Below are 17,484 nucleotides of genomic sequence, written 5' to 3' on the forward strand. Positions count from 1 at the left end.
GTTACATTCCGAACCCGGAAGCTAAGCCTCACAGCGCCGATGGTACTGCAGGGGGGACCCTGTGGGAGAGTAGGACGCCGCCGAACAATTCTTCAAAAGGCCGAGGCCCCAGCGATGAGCTGGGGCCTCGGCCTTTTTTGTTGGGCTTTTTCAGCCGAACATACCGCCGGCGGACGGCAGTCGGGCACCCGGACGCGGTGCCCGTCCGTGTGCCGGACAATGGACAAGACGGACGTACCGGACCCAGGTGGGCTTCGGGGCTCGTCCGGATCGCGCGCTGGTGTCGATGGATCGGCAGTGGCGCCTCTAGAGCCAGCAGTGTGCAGACAGGAGTCACCAGCATGTCGAACCCGCCCCAGGACCGGCCCGAGCGCCGTAACGACGGCGGCCGGGGGTACGAGCCCAGGTCGCGCGGGGGCTGGTCGAACGACCGCGGCCCGCGTCGTGACGACCGTGGCGAAGGCGGCGGCTACCGCGGTCGGGACGACCGTGGTGACCGTGGCGGCGACCGCGGGGGTTACCGCAGCGACCGTGGCGACCGTCCGTCGTACGGCGGTGGCGACCGCGGTGGCTACCGTTCCCGTGACGACCGCCCGCAGGGCGATCGCGGGGGTTACCGCAGCGACCGTGGCGACCGTCCGTCGTACGGTGGCGGCGCCGGCGGTGGCTACCGCTCGCGTGACGACCGCCCGCAGGGCGATCGCGGCGGTTACCGGGGCCGTGACGAGCGTCCGCAGGGCGACCGCGGTGGCTTCCGTCGGGACGACCGCCCGCAGGGTGGCGGCTACCGGGGCCGGGACGACCGTGGTGGCTACCGTCCGCGCGAGGAGCGGTCGTTCGACGACCGTCCGCAGCGCAGTGGTGGCTTTGAGCGTCGTGAGGACCGTCCGCAGGGTGGTTTCCGTTCCCGTGAGGACCGTCCGCAGGGCGGTGGCTACCGGGGTCGTGACGAGCGTCCGCAGGGCGACCGTGGTGGGTTCCGTCGGGACGACCGTGGTGACCGTCCGTCGTACGGGCGGGACCGCGACGAGCGTGGCGGGTACGACCGTCCGCAGCGCACCGGTGGCTTTGAGCGCCGTGAGGACCGTCCGCAGGGCGGCTTCCGTCCCCGCGAGGACCGTCCGCAGGGTGGCGGTTACCGGGGTCGTGACGAGCGTCCGCAGGGCGACCGCGGTGGGTTCCGTCGGGACGACCGTGGCGACCGTCCGTCGTACGAGCGTCCGCAGGGCGGCTTCCGCCGTGACGACCGTGGCGACCGTCCGTCGTACGAGCGTCGTGACGAGCGTCCGCAGGGCGACCGTGGTGGGTTCCGTCGGGATGACCGTGGTGACCGTCCGTCGTACGGGCGGGACCGCGACGAGCGTGGCGGGTACGACCGTCCGCAGCGCACCGGTGGCTTCGAGCGCCGCGAGGACCGTCCGCAGGGTGGCTTCCGTTCCCGTGAGGACCGTCCGCAGGGTGGTTTCCGTTCCCGCGAGGACCGTCCGCAGGGTGGTTTCCGTTCCCGCGAGGACCGTCCGCAGGGCGGCGGCTACCGGGGTCGGGACGAGCGTCCGCAGGGCGACCGCGGCGGCTTCCGTCGCGACGACCGCGGTGACCGTGGCGGGTTCCGTTCCCGTGACGACCGGGGCGACCGTGGCGGTTACCGGGGTGGCCGGGACGACCGTGGTGGCTTCCGTCGGGAGCAGGACGAGCGCCGGCCGGAGCCGGTGCGCCGGCTGCCGATCCCGGACGATGTGACCGGGTTCGAGATCGACGCGGATGTCCGTCAGGACCTGAAGAGCCTGCCGAAGACCCTCGCCGACGATGTGGCGCGCAACCTGGTGATGGTCGCGCGGCTGCTCGACAGCGAGCCGGAGGAGGCCTACAACTACTCGCGCGTCGCGCTGCGGCTGGCGTCGCGCGTGGCGAGCGTCCGTGAGGCGGCCGGGTTCGCGTCGTACATGACGCAGCGGTACTCCGAGGCGCTGACCGAGTTCCGGGCGGCGCGCCGGATGACCGGCCGGGTGGACCTGTGGCCGGTGATGGCGGACTGCGAGCGTGGTCTGGGCCGTCCGGAGCGGGCGCTGGCGATGGCCGGCGAGCCCGAGGTGAAGCAGCTGGACAAGGCCGGTCAGGTCGAGATGCGCCTGGTCGCGGCGGGTGCCCGCGCGGACCTGGAGCAGTTCGACGCGGCGGTGGTGACGCTGCAGAGCCCGGAGCTGGCGTCCTCGGCGATCCACCCGTGGACGGCGCGCCTGCGCTACGCGTACGCCGACGCGCTGGTCGCGGCGGGTCGGGCGGACGAGGCCCGTGAGTGGTTCGTGAAGGCCGTGGAGGCGGACTCGGACGGCTCGACCAACGCGTCCGAGCGGCTGGCGGAGATCGACGGCGTGGAGTTCACCGACGCGCTGGACGAGGACGCCGAGAACGAGGCCGTGGAGTCCGAGGAGCCGGCGCGCAAGCCGATCGCGAAGGACGAGATCGGCGACGACCGGATGATCTTCGAGGACGAGGAGGACGTCGAGGAGTTCTACGACGACGACGACCTCGAGATCGACGAGGAGTACGACGAGGACTCCTTCGAGGAGAAGCCGAAGCAGGCCTGATCCCCGATCGGCAAGCAGACGGCCCCCGTTCCGGACAGGAGCGGGGGCCGTCTCGCGTTGTCAGCCGGGTTTGCCTTGTCAGCCGAGTTCGAGGGAGCGCAGAACCAGTCCGGTGGCCGGTTTGGGGCCGAAGGAGGTGGACTTGCGGGGCATCGTGACGCCCTGTTCGGCGAGCCGGCGGACCACGCGTTCCTCGACGGGGTGGAGCAGCACGGCGGTGCCGCCGGTGCGGGCGGCCTCGCGGACGGCGGCCTCGGCGGAGTGCAGGTAGCCGATGTGCTCGGGGCTGTCGGGGACGTGCCAGGTGCGGTCGAGCAGGGTGGCGTGCAGGACGGTGGCGTCGAGGTGGCGCCACTCCTGGGGGCGGTCGGTGCGGACGGTGGCGTCGAGGGTGCGTTCGTCGGGGCCGGTGAGCAGCAGGTAGCGGTCGTCGCCGGCGGTGAGGACGAAGGCGTTGCGGGCGTCCGTGCGGGCCTCGCCGAGGGCCTTGAGGGCGTCGTCGAGGGAGCCGGGGAGTTCGGTGAGCTGCCAGACGTCGGGGTCGAGGGCGGCGATCGCGGCGTGCAGGGGCAGCCGGTGCAGGACGCGGTGGATGGCGCGGACCCGCAGCGGGTAGCGGTCGGTGTCGACCAGCAGGACCAGGCCGCGGTCCCAGGGGCTGCGGGGCAGGTGGCGGTGCTCGCGCTGGAGCCGCAGGTACATTTCCCAGCGGTGGTGGCCGTCGGCGATGAGGGCGCGGCAGGTGGCGAGGTCGCGGCTGATCGCGGTCAGGTCGGCGGGGGCGGTGACGGCCCACAGGCGGTGGTGGGTGCCGTCGGAGGTGGTGACGTGGAGCAGCGGTTCGCCGGCGGCGGCGCGTTCGACGACCTCGGCGGCCCGGCCGTGGCCGCGGTAGGTGAGCAGCAGGGGTTCGAGGTTGGCGCGGGTGGTGCGCATCAGGCCGACCCGGTCGGCGACGGGCTTGGGCATGACGTCCTCGTGGGGGAGGACGACGCCGGCTTCGCGGCCGCTGACGGCGAGGGCTCCGATCAGGCCGCGTTGCAGGTCGCCGGTGGGGGAGTGCTGCTCGTAGACGTACAGGGCGGGCCGGGGGTCGGCGGTGAGGATGCCTTGGTCGCGCCAGTCGCGCAGCAGGCGTGCCGCGTGCCGGTAGCGGGTGTCGCGGTCGGGGCGGAGGCCGGAGTCCTCCGGTTCGGGGCGCGGCAGGATGAGGCGGACGATGTTGTGCGGGTCCGAGGTCTCCAGGTCCTGGCGCCGTCCGGGGTCCACCACGTCGTAGGGGGGTGAGGTCACCGCGGCCAGGTCGCCGACCCGCTGGGGGTCGTAGCGCAGGCCGCGGAACGGGGACAGGGACAGCCCTGCGGTGGCGACGTGCCCGGGGTCTCCGGGGCCGCCCGAGGGCTCGTTGCCGATTTCGGCACGAGGGGCGCTCATCCTGGGCATGTTAGCCGGGTACTCCTTGTTGGGAGATCGCGATGCACGCGGCTGTTTCCGGTCGCGGGCGGGGCGGTGGGTGCCGAACGGGAGAGCGGGGAGTTGCGGATGAGCTACGGGAGCCACGACGGCGACGGCGCGGCGGCCTCTTCGGGAAGTGCTGCGGGGGCACCGGGCGGCGGGGTGTACGACTGGTTCCGGCGCGGGGTGCGGTTGTTGGAGGAGCGGCATCCGGCGGCGGCGGTGCAGTTGCTGGCGCGGGCGGCGGAGGCGGAGCCGGGGTCGCGGTCGATCCGGGAGGCGTTGGCGCGGGCACAGTTCGACGCCGGGCAGTATGCGGCGGCGCTGGGGAGTTTCCGGGCGGTGGCGGAGGCGGACCCGTCGGACGACTACGCGCAGTTCGGGTGGGGTGTGGCGGCGGCCCGGCTGGGGGACTTCGAGTCGTCGGCGGAGCACCTGGCGCTGGCGGTGGCGATGCAGCCCGGCAACAAGCACTACGCGGCGGCGTTGCGGCAGACCCGGGCGACGCTGGCGGCCAGGGCGGGGGCGTTCGGCCCGCTGCAGCCGGGTGCGCCGGGGTATTTGGCGCCGCCGGAGGATCCGGACAGGCCTTAGGAGCTGTCCTCGAAGCTGCGGCGCGGGTTCGAAGACAGGCCCTAAGGTGGCGGGGTCGATCGGTTCGAGGTGACAGGGAGCGGTGTGATGGCGGAGAGCGCCGGCCGGGTGCGGAGCGTGCCGCGGGGGAGTGCGGTGGCGTTGACGGAGGCGTACGACACGGCGCTGCTGGACCTGGACGGCGTGGTGTACGCGGGGCCGCACGCGATCGCGTACGCGGTGGAGTCGCTGGAGCGGGCGCGGGCGGAGGGGATGCGGCTGGCGTACGTGACGAACAACGCGTCCCGCCCGCCGCGCGTGGTGGCGGCGCACCTGTCGGAGCTGGGGGTGCCGGCCGAGCCGGCCGATGTGATCAACTCGGCACAGGCGGCGGCGCGGCTGGTGTCGGAGAAGGTGCCGGCGGGCTCACGGGTGCTGGTGATCGGCGGAGCGGGGCTGGTGGAGGCGCTGGAGGAGCGCGGGCTGGTGCCGGTGCGCTCCCTGGACGAGGACCCGGCGGCGGTGGTGCAGGGCTACGACCCGTCGGTGGGCTGGGCGGACCTCGCGGAGGCCTCCTACGCGGTGGGCCGGGGCCTGCCCTGGGTGGCCTCGAACACCGACCTGTCGATCCCGACGGCACGCGGCATCGCCCCGGGCAACGGGACGCTGGTCGCGGCCGTGTCGGCGGCCACGGGCGTGACGCCGGAGGTGGCGGGCAAGCCGCTGCCGCCGATGCACCGGGAGACGGTGCTGCGGACGGGCGCGAAGCATCCGCTGGTGGTCGGGGACCGCCTCGACACCGACATCGAGGGCGCGTTCAACGGCCGCGTGGACTCGCTGCTGGTCTTCACCGGCGTCACCACACCCGAACTGCTGCTGGCCGCCCCCGTGCAGCACCGCCCGACGTACCTCTCGGACGACCTGCGGGGCCTGTTGGAGCCGCAGCCCGAGGTGGCGGAGCTGGGCGACGGCCGGTTCGCCTGCGGCGGCTGGCAGGCCGGCGTGGACGGCGGCGCGCTGACCCTGGACGGCACCGGCGAGCGGATCGACGCCCTGCGGGCACTGTGCGCGGCGGCCTGGACCTGGGCGGACGCGAACGGCGCGGCGCCGGACGGGACGAAGGCGCTGGCGCTGCTCTGACGGCCCGAACTGCCGTGCGGTGACGGTCGGTTGACGGATCGTCGCAGCGGGTGTCCCCGGTGCGGCTTCGGATCGTCCAGGCGGGATGACGCGCAGACGTACGGTGGGGCGGGGCGTCGGGCTGGTGGTGATCGTGCTGGCGTTGCTGCTGGTGGGGTACAAACACGGAACGGTCGACTGGGCGCAGGGTGGGAGTTGGGTTCCGACGAGCAGCCCGCCGGTGAAGCCCGACCCGTTGGTGCGAGGCCTGACCGCGCAGGAGCCGGTGGCGGGTTCGTTCCGGGAGGTCGGGCGGACGGAGCAGGCGGTGGCCTTTCGCTGGTCGCAGCCGGGCGGGCGGCTGGGCGGCGGTGCTCACCGCCGGCGGCGAGCGGACCGCTGGACCTGCACTGCGGACCCTGGTCGGCGCGGCTGATCGACGTCGGCACCGCGGACGTGCCGGGCGGGACGCGCCGGTACTGCCTGACGTCGGCGAAGGGCAGCCTGCCGGCCACCTCGCAGCTGCGAGTGGAGCGGGCGGCGGGGACGACCGCCGAGCCACTGCCGCCAGCGACGAGCGGGCCGGTGGCGCAGCAGTTCTGCGGGTGAGCGCCCGCGTCAGAGCAGGCTGCGCAGACGCAGCAGGTCGAGGAAGCTCGCGTCGAGCTTGAGGCGGCCGGTGGCCCAGGCGGTGGGGAACGCCAGCTTGCCGTCGACCAGAGCGACCAGGTCGACGCCGGTGGTGGTGAGCCGGATGTCGGCCTTGGCGGTGGGCGGGCCCGGGATTTCGGTGATGCCGGTGAGCTGCCCGCCGGTGAGCCGCCCGGTGAAGGTCAGGTCGAGGTCGGTGAGGTGGCAGCTGAGCGACCGGTCGAGGGCGGCGGCCTTGCGGACGTCGCCGTTCGCGCCGGCGAGGTTGCGGCTGAGCTGCTCCAGTGCGCTGCGGCACTCCTCGATGGTGGCCATGGGTGCGGCGTACTCCTGTCTCGGTGGTCGGTGCGGTGTTCCACGCTAACGCGCCCGGGGGACGTGTCGGCCGGGTGGGGTGAGGGGGCCGACCGTGGGGCGGGTGGGGAATGCGCGTACGGGTGGGGCGTAGGACGGGGTAGCGTCAGGGCGGGCAGTCGGTGCCCGCGGAGGAGGCGTTGGGGATGCTGCGGGATGCGGTGCGGGGTGTGGTGGTGGTCGCGACGGAGCTCGCCGAGGAGGCGAGCCGCCGGGTGCAGGACGCGGCCGAGGAGCTGCGTCGGCGGACCGGTGAACTCCCGCCGGGGGTCGAGCAGTTGCGGACGCTGGCCGAGCAGGCCGTGAGCGCCGGAATGGGGCTCGCGGGCGCCGCCAAGGGCGAGGTCGACCGGGTTTTCGAGAAGGTCGGCGACCAGGTGGTGAAGGTCGGCGTGGTACTGAGCTTCCTGGAGTCGAAGTTGCGCGAGGTCGACGAGCCGACCGTCGCGGCCGAGCCCGAGGAGCAGCCGGAGGAGGAGCCGGTGGTCCGGCCGGCTGCTCGGGCCAAGGGCCTGTTCGACGCCGGGTGGGACGCGGAGCCGGTGGTGGAGCCGGCTGCGGAGCCCGAGCCGCCGGTGCCGCCGGTGAAGCGGGCGACTGCCCGCAAGGGCGCGGCGGCCAAGCAGGCGGCGGCCAAGCGTTCGGTGCCGCGGAAGGCCCCGGCGACGCCGAAGACGGTGGCGAAGAAGGCCGCCGCCAAGAAGGCCGCCCCCGCGAAGAAGACGGCGGCGGCGAAGAAGGCCGCCCCTGCGGACAGCCCGTCGGCCCCGCTGCCCGCGCAGGCGAAGAAGGCCGCGCCCGTACGGAAGTCCGTGGCGGCGCAGAAGTCGGTGTTGATGCCGACGTCGGCGACCAAGGCCGCGTCGAAGCGCACCAAGGCCGCTGACGGCACGTCGGCCGCGAAGCCGGTGAGGAAGACCGCCGCCCGGAAGACCACCGCGAAGCCCGAGGGCGGGGACGCCGGCGGTGAGTGAGATGCAGTGGACGGGCGAGCCCGAGGTGGACGAGGTGCTGGCCCGGCTGGGGGAGGCGGACGGGGCGGGGGCGGGGGAGCGGGTCGAGGTGTACGAAGATGTTCATGCGCGGCTCGCCGCGACCCTCGCGGCGCTGGACCGCGAGTGACGATTGCGGAATGTGGGAGCTGACGTAGTAGTGGCAGTGGCACGACGCCGTCTGGATGCGGAGCTGGTGCGGCGGAAGCTGGCCCGGTCGCGGGAGCATGCGAGCGAACTGATCGCGGCGGGCCGGGTGACGGTGGGCGGCACGGTGGCGACCAAGCCGGCGACGCAGGTGGAGACGGCGGCGGCGGTGGTGGTCGCGAAGGACGACGCGGACCCGGAGTACGTGTCGCGGGGCGGTCACAAGCTGGCGGGCGCGTTCGCCGCTTTCGTTCCGCAGGGCCTGGTGGTGGAGGGCCGGCGGGCGCTGGACGCGGGGGCGTCCACGGGCGGGTTCACCGATGTGCTGCTGCGCGCGGGCGCGGCGCACGTGCTGGCGGTGGACGTCGGCTACGGGCAGCTCGCCTGGTCGCTGCAGAGCGACGAGCGGGTGACGGTGATGGACCGCACCAACGTGCGGGAGCTGACGCCGGAGCTGATCGGCGGGACGCTCGTCGATCTGGTGGTGGGCGACCTGTCGTTCATCTCGCTGGGCCTGGTGCTGCCGGCGCTGGCCGGCTGCGCGGCGCCGGACGCCGACCTGGTGCTGATGGTGAAGCCGCAGTTCGAGATCGGCAAGGAGCGGCTGGGTTCGGGCGGCGTGGTGCGCTCGCCCGAGCTGCGGGCCGAGACGATCCGCCAAGTGGCGTCGCAGGCCTGGCAGTTGGGCCTTGGTGTGCGGGCGGTGACGGCGTCTCCGCTGCCGGGGCCGTCGGGGAACGTGGAGTATTTCCTGTGGCTGCGCCGGGATGCGGAGCAGCTGGATCCGGCCGACGCGGACCGGGCCGTGGCGGAGGGCCCCAAGTAGGGTACTTGGCAGGCGTCCGAGCGTTGCGCAGACTGGCATGCCACGTCCGGGCCAGCAGGGTCCGGCGGGCGTAGGGAGAGGGCAGCGGGCAATGAGCGATCGTCGTACGGTCTTCCTGATCGCGCACACCGGCCGGGAGGCCGCCCTGCGCAGTGTGGAAGGGCTGGTGGACGGCCTGCTGAAGGCGGAGATCCGGATCCGGCTGCTGGAGGCGGAGGCGGTGGGCCTGGACCTGCCGGACGGGGTGGAGCTGGTGCCGGGCGGGCCGGGCGCGGCCGACGGCTGCGAGCTGATCCTGGTCGCGGGCGGGGACGGCACGCTGCTGCGGGGGGCGGAGCTGGCCCGCGAGTCGGGGCTGCCGATGCTCGGCATCAACCTGGGCCGGGTCGGCTTCCTCGCGGAGGCGGAGCGCGACGACCTGGCGACGGTGGTGGACCGGGTGGTGGACGCCGACTACGCGGTCGAGGAACGGATGACCATCGACGTCCTCGTGCGCACCAACGGCGATGTGCTGCACGAGGATTGGGCGCTGAACGAGGCCTCGGTGGAGAAGGCGGCGCGCGAGCGGATGCTGGAGGTGGTCACCGAGGTGGACGGCCGCCCGGTGTCGAACTTCGGCTGCGACGGGGTGGTGCTGTCCACGCCGACCGGTTCGACGGCGTACGCGTTTTCCGGCGGCGGGCCGGTGGTGTGGCCGGAGGTGGAGGCGCTGCTGATGGTGCCGATCAGTGCGCACGCGCTGTTCGCCCGTCCGCTGGTGACCTCGCCGGATTCGGTGCTGGCGGTGGAGGTGCAGCCGAAGACGCCGCACGGCGTGCTGTGGTGCGACGGTCGGCGCTCGGTCGAACTCCCGGCCGGGGCGCGGGTGGAGGTGCGGCGAGGCAAGACGCCGGTGCGGCTGGCACGGCTGCACCGGGCGCCGTTCACGGACCGGCTGGTCGCGAAGTTCGCGCTGCCGGTGACGGGCTGGCGGGGGCGGTCGGGAAGGGCCTGACGAGACGCAGGCGGGCGCGAGAACAGGGGCGCGTGGGGGTACCTCCCGGCCCGCCAGGGCTGGGGGAGAACTGCGCGACAAGCGCACATCACGTCCGCAAGGTCGCGATCACGTGCAAGTCATTGCCCTGCGTTGCGATCTTTCCGACGGGTGCGTTCCCCTTCGCGCAGTTCCCCGCGCCCCTGTCTTCGCGCCCACCTGCTTTCGCGCAAGTTCTCCCCAACCCTGCCTGTGCACCCGCCGTCAGAGGCTGCACGGTTCCGGGTCCGCCGTCGCGAAGCGTTCGTTGCGGGCGAGTTCGGCGGCCTCGGCGATGCGGTGCAGGGCGTTGGGGACGTGGGCGGTGGGGAGGGTGAGGGGGAGGCGGAGGTACTCCTCGAACGCGCCGTCGGTGCCGAAGCGGGCGCCGGAGGCGATTCGGACGCCGAGGCGTTCGCCGGCCCGGGCGAGGGCGGTGGCGGGCAGGCCGGGGGTGGCCACCCAGAGGCAGAGGCCGCCGGGTGGGAGGGTGAAGCGCCAGCGGGGGAAGTGCCGGGGCAGGGCGTCGGCGAAGGCCTCGGCGGTGGCGCGCAGTCCGGCGTGCCGTTCGGCGCGGACGGCGGGCAGGTGGTGGGTCAGCAGGCGGGCGGTGATCAGCTGGTCGAGGACCGGGGTGCCGAGGTCGAACAGCGCCCGGTCGGTGGCGAGTTGACGGATCAGGGACGGCTGGGCGCGCAGCCAGCCGACCCGCAGGCCGGGCCAGAGCAGTTTGCCGGCCGAGCCGATGGTGATCACCCGGGCGTCGCGGTCGAGTGCGGCCAGCGGCCGGGGCAGCTGGGAGTCGTCGACTCCCCAGCCGAGTTCGGCGCAGGTCTCGTCGGCGAGGACGGCGGTGCCGGCGGCCCGGGCGTGGGCGAGCAGGGTGCGGCGCTGGTCCTCGTCGATCAGGGCGCCGGTGGGGTTCTGGAAGTCGGGGATGGTGGAGGCGAGTTTCGGGGCGGCGCCGCGGAGCACCCGCTGCCACTGGGCGAGGTCCCAACCCGCCTGCCCGGCAGGGTCGGTGGCGAACGGGACGGGCACCAGGCGGGTGCCGTGGCGGTCCAGGGCGCGCAGCGTGTTGGGGTAGCTGGGTGCTTCGACGGCGACCCGGTCGCCGCGGCTCAGCAGGGCGTGGTGGGCCAGGTGCAGGGCGCTCATCGCGCCGGTGGTGATCAGGATCTGGTCGGGGCCGGTGGGCAGACCGCGCTCGGTGAAGCGGCGGGCGACGGCCTCGCGCAGTACGGGCAGGCCGGTCGGGTAGGTGCCGTGGCCGCCGGTGTAGGCGGGCAGCCGGTCGAGGGCGTGGGCGGCGGCTTCGGTGAGCTGCGGCGGGGCGGTGGGCGCGGCCAGGCCCAGGTCGAGCTCGCCGCCGGGCCGGTCGGGGCCGAGCGGGTGCAGGGCGTCGGCGGGCGGCCGGGTGCCTTCGGGCAGGGCCGTCCAGGAGCCGGCGCCGCGCCGGGAGCGCAGGAAGCCGTCGGCGCGCAGCGCCTGGTAGGCGGCGGCGACGGTGGTGCGGCTGAGCCGGAGTTCGGCGGCGAGTTCGCGTTCGGCGGGCAGCCGGGTGCCGGCCGGGAGGCGGCCGTCGGCGACCAGCCGGGAGACCCGGTCGGCGAGTGCCCGGTAGGCGGGGTGGCGGCCGTCCGCCGGGGGGAGTTGGCGGGCGAGGGCGTGCGGGGTCAGGGTGCTGTGCCACTCGGCCATCGGAAATCAGTCCACTCGGATCGGATTGGCCCTGTCGGGTGCCCATTTGGACTGCCCATAGTGGCGTTCACTGCCGAGGAACGGCAAGCACCGTACGAGAAGAGGTCCACCCGATGGCGGTCTCCCTGCCCCCCCTCACGAAAACCGGGCGTGCGAACTCCACCGACCTGCCCCGCCGCCTGGTGCAGCTCGCCGCCGGCCTGGTGCTGTACGGGGTTTCGATGGCCCTGGTGCTGCGCTCCTCGCTCGGCGGCAACCCGTGGGACGTCTTCCACCAGGGACTGGCCCGGCACCTCGGCCTGAGCGTCGGCACCTGGGTGACGCTGGTCGGTGTGCTGGTGCTGCTGCTGTGGATACCGCTGCGGCAGAAACCGGGCATCGGCACGGTCGGCAACGTGGCCGTCCTCGGCGTCGCGATGGACGCCACCCTGGCGCTGCTGCCGCACCCGCACGCGCTCGCCGCCCGGATCCCGCTGCTGGCGGCCGGCATCGTGCTCAACGCGGTGGCGACCGGCCTGTACATCGGGGCGCGGCTCGGCCCCGGCCCGCGCGACGGCCTGATGACCGGCCTGCACCGGCGCACCGGCCGCTCCGTGCGGCTGATCCGCACCGGCATCGAGTTGACCGTGCTGGCGGCCGGCATCGCCCTCGGCGGGACCTTCGGCGTCGGCACGGTCGCCTACGCGCTGGCGATCGGCCCGCTGGTGCAGTTCTTCCTGCCGCGCCTCACGGTGCCCGAGCCCGCTGCCGCCGCCACTGTCGGGTGAACCGGGGGGCGGTCGTCGCGAACCGACGGTGGAACCTCGTAAGGTCGTCTCCGTGTTGGACGAGATGCGGATACGGGATCTGGGTGTCATCGACGACGCGGTGGTCGAACTCGCGCCCGGCTTCACCGCCGTCACCGGTGAGACCGGCGCCGGCAAGACCATGGTGGTGACCAGCCTCGGGCTGCTGCTCGGCGGCCGGGCCGACCCGGCGCTGGTGCGCAACGGCTCCGCGCGGGCCGTCGTCGAGGGCCGGCTCGCCCTCGACCCGGCCTCCCCGGTGGTGGCCCGCGCCCAGGAGGCGGGCGCCGAACTCGACGACGGCGAACTGCTGATCAGCCGCACCGTCTCCGCCGAGGGCCGCTCCCGGGCGCACGTCGGCGGCCGCTCGGTGCCCGTCGGGCTGCTCGCCGAGCTCGGCGAGGACCTGATCGCCGTGCACGGCCAGACCGACCAGCAGCGGCTGCTGCGCCCCTCCCGGCAGCGCGGCGCGCTCGACCGGTACGCGGGCGAGGCCGTCGCCGAGCCGCTGGCCCGCTACCGCGAGGTGTACCGCACCCTGCGCGAGGTGTCCGCGACGCTGGAAGAGCTGACCACCCGGGCCCGCGAACGCGCCCAGGAGGCCGACCTGCTGCGCTTCGGCCTGGAGGAGATCGCCGCCGCCGAACCCGTCGCCGGGGAGGACGCCGAGCTGGCCGTGGAGGCCGAGCGCCTGGGCCACGCCGACGCGCTGTCCTCCGCCGCGACGCTGGCGCACGCCGCGCTGGCGGGCGACCCCGCCGACCCGGAGGCGGTGGACGCCGGCACCCTGCTCGCCCAGGCCCGCCGCGCCGTGGATGCCGTCCGCCACCACGACGAGCGCCTCGCCCAGCTTGCCGACCGCCTCGGCGAGGTCGGCTACCTGCTGGCCGACGTGGCCGGCGACCTCGCCGGGTACGCCGACGACCTGGACGCCGACCCGGTGCGCCTGGCCGCCGTGGAGGACCGCCGCGCCGTCCTCGCCCACCTGGTGCGCAAGTACTCCGGCACCGAGGGCACCCTCGCCGAGGTGATCGCCTGGGCCGAGGCCGGCTCGGTGCGGCTGCTGGAACTCGACGGCGACGACGAGCGGATCGACGAACTCGGCGCCCAGGAAACCGAGTTGCGCACCCAGCTGGCCGACTTGGCGGCCGAGGTGTCCAGCGCCCGGCACGCCGCCGCCGACAAGTTCGCCGCCGCCGTCTCCGACGAGCTCGCCGAACTCGCCATGCCGCACGCCCGGGTGACCTTCGCGATCAGCCAGGTCGACGACCTGTCCGGCATCGAGGTCGAGGGCCGCACCGTCTCCTACGGCCCGCACGGTGTGGACGAGGTCGAGGTGCTGCTCGCCCCGCACCCCGGCGCGCAGCCCCGCCCGATCGCCAAGGGCGCCTCGGGCGGCGAGCTGTCCCGCGTCATGCTGGCCGTCGAGGTGGTGTTCGCCGGCGCCGACCCGGTGCCGACCTACCTGTTCGACGAGGTCGACGCGGGCGTCGGCGGCAAGGCCGCCGTGGAGATCGGCCGCCGCCTGGCCAAGCTCGCCCGCAGCGCCCAGGTGGTGGTGGTCACCCACCTGCCGCAGGTCGCCGCGTTCGCCGACCGGCACCTGGTGGTGGAGAAGACCAACGACGGCACCGTCACCCGCAGTGGCGTGAAGACCCTCAGCGACGAGGAGCGGGTGCGCGAGCTGTCCCGGATGCTCGCCGGCCTGGAGGACTCCGAGCTCGGCCGGGCGCACGCCGAGGAACTGCTGGAGGCCGCCCGCACCGCCCGGGCCCGCTGACGGCACCACCGTCCGCTCCGCACGCGTCGCCCGGGTTCGCACGCCCGGGCGACGCGCCGCAGCGGTGCCGACTGTCCAAGAGGGCGACCGACCTGGCATCGTGGCGAGCGGACACCAGCTGACTACGAGCCGGAGCGAAAACGACGTGGACCATTCCGCCGCCCGGGCCGCCGCGGCCCCCCAGCTGCACGTGGTGCTCGTCCTGGCCGCCGCGACGGGCGGGATCGGCGCGCACGTGCGCTCCCTGACGCAGGGTCTGGTCGCCCACGGGGTGACGGTCACGGTCTGCGCGCCGGAGGGCGCCGACCGCCGCTACGGGTTCTCCGCGGCCGGTGCCCGCCTGCACACGGTGGACATCACCCCCACCTCGGGGGCCCGCTCCGACGCCCTCGCGATCGGCGAGCTGCGCCGCGCCTTCACCGGCGCCGACGTCGTCCACGCGCACGGCCTGCGGGCCGGCCTGCTGTCCGACCTGGCGCTGCGCACCGCGGGCCGGTTCCCCGGCCTCCGCCCGGAGACCCCGCTGGTGGTCACCTCGCACCACGCGCTGCTCGCCACCGGCCTGGACCGCCGCCTGCAGCGCCTGATGGAACGCCGGGTGGTGCGGGCCGCCGACCTGGTGCTCGGCGCGTCCTCCGACCTGGTCGCCCGGGCCCGCGAACTGGGCGCCACCGACGCCCGGCTCGGCCCGGTCGCCGCCCCGCCGCTGCCGCCCGCCGGCCTCGACCGCGCCGCCGCCCGGGCCGCGCTGCCCGGCGGCGACGACGGCCGCCCCGTGGTGCTGGCGATCGGCCGCCTGGTGGCGCAGAAGTGCTTCGCGCTGCTGCTCGACGCCGTCCCGTACTTCGCGGCGCCCGGCGAACCGATGCCGCACGTGCTGCTGGCCGGTGACGGCCCCGAGCGGCAGGCACTGGCCGAGCAGGTGCGCGCCGAGAAGCTGCCCGTGGAGGTGCTCGGCCACCGCACCGACATCCCCGAGCTGCTGGCCGCCGCCGACCTGGTGGTGCTCTCCTCCCGCTGGGAGGCCCGCTCGCTGGTCGCCCAGGAGGCGATGCGGGCCGGCGTGCCGGTGGTCGCCACCGCCGTGGGCGGCGTCCCCGAGCTGGTCGGCGACGCCGCGGTGCTGGTCCCGTTCGCCGACCCGCGGGCGCTCGGCGGCGCGGTGCGCGAGCTGCTCGCCGACGACAAGCGGTGCGCGGAACTCGCGGACGCCGGCCGCGCCCAGGCCCGTACCTGGCCGGACGAGGCCGCCACCGTCGCCCAGGTGCTGTCCATCTACGACGAACTGGTGCAGCGCCGACGCTGACACCCGTCAGTGCGACAGGTCCAGCCCGCCCGCGGCGGTCAGCCGCAGCGCCGTGTCGATCAGCGGCACGTGGCTGAACGCCTGCGGGAAGTTGCCGACCTGACGGCGCGCCCGCGGGTCCCACTCCTCGGCGAGCAGCCCCAGGTCGTTGCGCAGCGCCAGCAGCCGCTCGAACAGCTCGCGGGCCTCGCCGACCCGGCCGATCATCGCCAGGTCGTCGGCCAGCCAGAACGAGCAGGCCAGGAACGCCCCCTCGTGCCCCGACAGCCCGTCGACGTTCTTGGAGGTGCTCCCCAGATCATCGTCGTGCGTCGGGTAGCGCAGCACGAACCCGTCCTCGGTGGACAGCTCGCGCTGGATCGCCTCGATGGTGCCGATCACCCGCTTGTCGTCCGGCGGCAGAAAACCGACCTGCGGGATCAGCAGCAGCGAGGCGTCCAGCTCCTGGCCGCCGTAGTACTGGGTGAAGGTGTTGCGGTCCGGGTCGTAGCCCTTGGCGCACACGTCCGCGTGGATCTCCGCGCGCAGCTTCTGCCAGCGCTCCGCCAGGCCCGGCGGCACGTTCTCCATCTGCTCCAGCAGTTTGAGGGTCCGGTCGACGGCGACCCAGGCCATCACCTTGGAGTGCACGAAGTGCCGGCGCGGGCCGCGGACCTCCCAGATGCCCTCGTCGGGGTTGCGCCAGTGGTCCTCCAGGTACTCGATCAGGCGCAGCTGCAGCTGGTGGGCGTGATCGTGCCGGGCCAGGCCCGACATGGTGGCCAGGTGCAGCGCCTCGACGACCTCCCCGTACACGTCGAGCTGGAGCTGCCCGGCGGCGCCGTTGCCGGCCCGGACCGGGCGGGAGTCCTCGTAGCCGGGCAGCCAGTCGAGCGAGGACTCGGTGAGTTCGCGCTCCCCGGCGATGCCGTACATGATCTGCAGGTTCTCCGGGTCGCCGGCCACCGCGCGCAGCAGCCACTCGCGCCAGGCGCGGGCCTCCTCGCGGTAGCCGGTGCGCAGCAGCGAGGACAGGGTGATCGCGGCGTCCCGAAGCCAGGTGTAGCGGTAGTCCCAGTTGCGCTCGCCGCCGAGGTCCTCCGGCAGCGAGGTGGTGGGGGCGGCGACGATGCCGCCGGTGGGGGCGTAGGTGAGCGCCTTCAGGGTGATCAGCGAGCGGATCACGGCCTCCCGGTAGGGGCCCCGGTAGCGGCACTGCTCGACCCACTCGCGCCAGAACCGTTCGGTGTTCTCCAGCGCTTCCTCGGCGTCCGGCGGCGCCGGGGCCGGTTCGTGCGAGGCCTTCCAGGTCAGCCCGAAGGCGATCCGCTCACCGGCGGTGACGGTGAAGTCGGCGTACGTGGTCAGGTCGCGGCCGTAGGTCTCGGCCCGGCCGTCCAGCCACACCGAGTCGGGGCCGGCCACCGCGACGGTGCGGTGCCCGCCGCCGGGCTGCTCCACCCGGTGCACCCAGGGCACGACCCGGCCGTAGCTGAACCGCATCCGCACCGCCGAGCGCATCCGGACGGTGCCGGCCAGGCCCTCCACGATCCGGATCATCTGCGGCACGTCGGGGGTGCCGAGCAGGTGGCGCGGCGGCATGAAGTCGATCACCCGGACGGTGCCGCCCTGGGTGTCCCACTCCTGCTCCAGGATCAGCGAGTCGTCCCGGTAGCGGCGCCGGTCGCAGGGCAGCGCGGGCGCGGCGGCGGTCGGCGGGACGCGCGGCTCACCGGCGTCCAGCAGGCCCCGGCGCGGCGGGGCGGCGGCGGGCGGCGGCTCGACGGGCAGCGCCGGGCCGATCCGCCAGAAGCCGTGCTCGTCGGTGCCGAGCAGCCCCGCGAACACCGCCGGCGAGTCGAACCGCGGCAGGCACAGCCAGTCGACCGCGCCGTCCCGGCGGACCAGCGCTGCGGTCTGCATGTCCCCGATGAGCGCGTAGTCCTCGATGCGACCGGCCATGGCTCTCCGTTCCCAGCGGCCCAGCGTGCCCCGGCGGCGGCGGTGCGCACGGGTCGGGGGTCGGGCGAGGATGTCGACGTTTGAGCAGAATACGTTGATTCGGGTGTTTCGGGCGCCCGCACGCGCCCCCGCCGACGGCCCGCGCCCCGTGGGCCGCCTGCCCTCCGGGCCTGTTCCCGGTCTCCCGGGCGACCCGTCCGGACGACGCACGAGGACCCCGTCCACCCGGACGCGGGCGACCACTCGCCGGGGCA

14 protein-coding genes and 1 rRNA gene are annotated in these 17,484 nt (G+C 74.5%); 11 read left to right on the forward strand and 4 right to left on the reverse strand.

All coding sequences use genetic code 11. The annotated features are described in order from the left end of the window. Window positions 1–86, forward strand: a 5S ribosomal RNA gene (gene rrf / locus ACZ6R9_RS31930); the annotation flags it as partial. Window positions 87–1,709: 1,623 nt separating this feature from the next. Continuing rightward, window positions 1,710–2,588 (forward strand): tetratricopeptide repeat protein, encoded by an 879-nt coding sequence (locus ACZ6R9_RS31935; protein WP_380488643.1) that lies wholly within the window; start codon window positions 1,710–1,712, stop codon window positions 2,586–2,588. A gap of 78 nt (window positions 2,589–2,666) precedes the next feature. Here the strand turns inward: ACZ6R9_RS31935 and ACZ6R9_RS31940 are convergent, their stop codons facing one another. Continuing rightward, window positions 2,667–4,022: a DUF1015 family protein gene (locus ACZ6R9_RS31940; protein WP_380488618.1), complete on the reverse strand. Its 1,356-nt coding sequence runs from the start codon at window positions 4,020–4,022 to the stop codon at window positions 2,667–2,669. Between the two features lie 108 nt (window positions 4,023–4,130). Here ACZ6R9_RS31940 and ACZ6R9_RS31945 point away from each other — a divergent pair, with 108 nt between their 5' ends. Further along, window positions 4,131–4,637: a tetratricopeptide repeat protein gene (locus ACZ6R9_RS31945; protein ID WP_380488619.1), complete on the forward strand. Its 507-nt coding sequence runs from the start codon at window positions 4,131–4,133 to the stop codon at window positions 4,635–4,637. An 87-nt stretch (window positions 4,638–4,724) separates the two neighbouring features. Next, complete coding sequence (locus ACZ6R9_RS31950) at window positions 4,725–5,756, forward strand: HAD-IIA family hydrolase (protein ID WP_465542134.1); 1,032 nt, start codon at window positions 4,725–4,727, stop codon at window positions 5,754–5,756. A gap of 597 nt (window positions 5,757–6,353) precedes the next feature. On the opposite strand, the gene ACZ6R9_RS31955 is transcribed toward ACZ6R9_RS31950, so the two are convergent. Next, on the reverse strand, window positions 6,354–6,701 hold the full coding sequence (locus ACZ6R9_RS31955) for an SCP2 sterol-binding domain-containing protein (RefSeq protein ID WP_465542136.1): 348 nt from the start codon (window positions 6,699–6,701) through the stop codon (window positions 6,354–6,356). A gap of 185 nt (window positions 6,702–6,886) precedes the next feature. Here ACZ6R9_RS31955 and ACZ6R9_RS31960 point away from each other — a divergent pair, with 185 nt between their 5' ends. The 4 genes from ACZ6R9_RS31960 to ACZ6R9_RS31975 all read left to right on the forward strand — a co-directional run bounded on the left by ACZ6R9_RS31960 (window position 6,887) and on the right by ACZ6R9_RS31975 (window position 9,699). Then, window positions 6,887–7,714 carry a hypothetical protein gene (locus tag ACZ6R9_RS31960; protein ID WP_465542138.1) on the forward strand — a complete coding sequence of 276 codons (828 nt, stop codon included), beginning with the start codon at window positions 6,887–6,889 and terminating at the stop codon, window positions 7,712–7,714. Continuing rightward, on the forward strand, window positions 7,707–7,862 hold the full coding sequence (locus tag ACZ6R9_RS31965; protein ID WP_380488624.1) for a hypothetical protein: 156 nt from the start codon (window positions 7,707–7,709) through the stop codon (window positions 7,860–7,862). The genes ACZ6R9_RS31960 and ACZ6R9_RS31965 overlap by 8 nt, the downstream gene beginning before the upstream one ends. A 36-nt stretch (window positions 7,863–7,898) precedes the next feature. Then, complete coding sequence (locus ACZ6R9_RS31970) at window positions 7,899–8,705, forward strand: TlyA family RNA methyltransferase (protein ID WP_380488625.1); 807 nt, start codon at window positions 7,899–7,901, stop codon at window positions 8,703–8,705. Between the two features lie 91 nt (window positions 8,706–8,796). Continuing rightward, entirely contained in the window at window positions 8,797–9,699 is a 903-nt protein-coding gene (locus ACZ6R9_RS31975; RefSeq protein WP_380488626.1) for an NAD kinase, read from the forward strand. Between the two features lie 243 nt (window positions 9,700–9,942). Here ACZ6R9_RS31975 and yczR read toward each other — a convergent pair whose 3' ends face one another. Continuing rightward, window positions 9,943–11,418 (reverse strand): MocR-like transcription factor YczR, encoded by a 1,476-nt coding sequence (yczR, locus tag ACZ6R9_RS31980; RefSeq protein ID WP_465542141.1) that lies wholly within the window; start codon window positions 11,416–11,418, stop codon window positions 9,943–9,945. Window positions 11,419–11,531: 113 nt separating this feature from the next. On the opposite strand from yczR, the gene yczE reads away from it, so the two are divergent. The 3 genes from yczE (at window position 11,532) to ACZ6R9_RS31995 (ending at window position 15,289) form a co-directional block, all read left to right on the forward strand. Then, window positions 11,532–12,185, forward strand: a complete 654-nt coding sequence (gene yczE / locus ACZ6R9_RS31985) for a membrane protein YczE (RefSeq protein ID WP_380488628.1) — start codon at window positions 11,532–11,534, stop codon at window positions 12,183–12,185. A gap of 64 nt (window positions 12,186–12,249) precedes the next feature. Next, window positions 12,250–13,983: a DNA repair protein RecN gene (gene recN, locus ACZ6R9_RS31990; RefSeq protein WP_380488644.1), complete on the forward strand. Its 1,734-nt coding sequence runs from the start codon at window positions 12,250–12,252 to the stop codon at window positions 13,981–13,983. Window positions 13,984–14,128: 145 nt separating this feature from the next. After that, the gene (locus tag ACZ6R9_RS31995; protein WP_465542143.1) at window positions 14,129–15,289 is read left to right on the forward strand and encodes a glycosyltransferase family 4 protein; all 1,161 of its coding nucleotides are present in this window, start codon (window positions 14,129–14,131) and stop codon (window positions 15,287–15,289) included. A 6-nt stretch (window positions 15,290–15,295) separates the two neighbouring features. On the opposite strand, the gene ACZ6R9_RS32000 is transcribed toward ACZ6R9_RS31995, so the two are convergent. Continuing rightward, complete coding sequence (locus ACZ6R9_RS32000; RefSeq protein WP_465542218.1) at window positions 15,296–17,254, reverse strand: glycoside hydrolase family 15 protein; 1,959 nt, start codon at window positions 17,252–17,254, stop codon at window positions 15,296–15,298. Between the last annotated feature and the right edge of the window lie 230 nt (window positions 17,255–17,484).

Source organism: Kitasatospora sp. NPDC048662, assembly GCF_055587065.1.

Excerpts from the sequence above, each read along its gene's own strand:
- yczR (WP_465542141.1), bottom strand. The coding sequence starts at position 11,418 with ATGGCCGAGTGGCACAGCACCCTGACCCCGCACGCCCTCGCCCGCCAA.
- ACZ6R9_RS31960 (WP_465542138.1), top strand. The coding sequence starts at position 6,887 with ATGCTGCGGGATGCGGTGCGGGGTGTGGTGGTGGTCGCGACGGAGCTC.
- recN (WP_380488644.1), top strand. The coding sequence starts at position 12,250 with ATGCGGATACGGGATCTGGGTGTCATCGACGACGCGGTGGTCGAACTC.
- yczE (WP_380488628.1), top strand. The coding sequence starts at position 11,532 with ATGGCGGTCTCCCTGCCCCCCCTCACGAAAACCGGGCGTGCGAACTCC.
- ACZ6R9_RS31955 (WP_465542136.1), bottom strand. The coding sequence starts at position 6,701 with ATGGCCACCATCGAGGAGTGCCGCAGCGCACTGGAGCAGCTCAGCCGC.
- ACZ6R9_RS31945 (WP_380488619.1), top strand. The coding sequence starts at position 4,131 with ATGAGCTACGGGAGCCACGACGGCGACGGCGCGGCGGCCTCTTCGGGA.
- ACZ6R9_RS31975 (WP_380488626.1), top strand. The coding sequence starts at position 8,797 with ATGAGCGATCGTCGTACGGTCTTCCTGATCGCGCACACCGGCCGGGAG.
- ACZ6R9_RS31940 (WP_380488618.1), bottom strand. The coding sequence starts at position 4,022 with ATGAGCGCCCCTCGTGCCGAAATCGGCAACGAGCCCTCGGGCGGCCCC.
- ACZ6R9_RS31950 (WP_465542134.1), top strand. The coding sequence starts at position 4,725 with ATGGCGGAGAGCGCCGGCCGGGTGCGGAGCGTGCCGCGGGGGAGTGCG.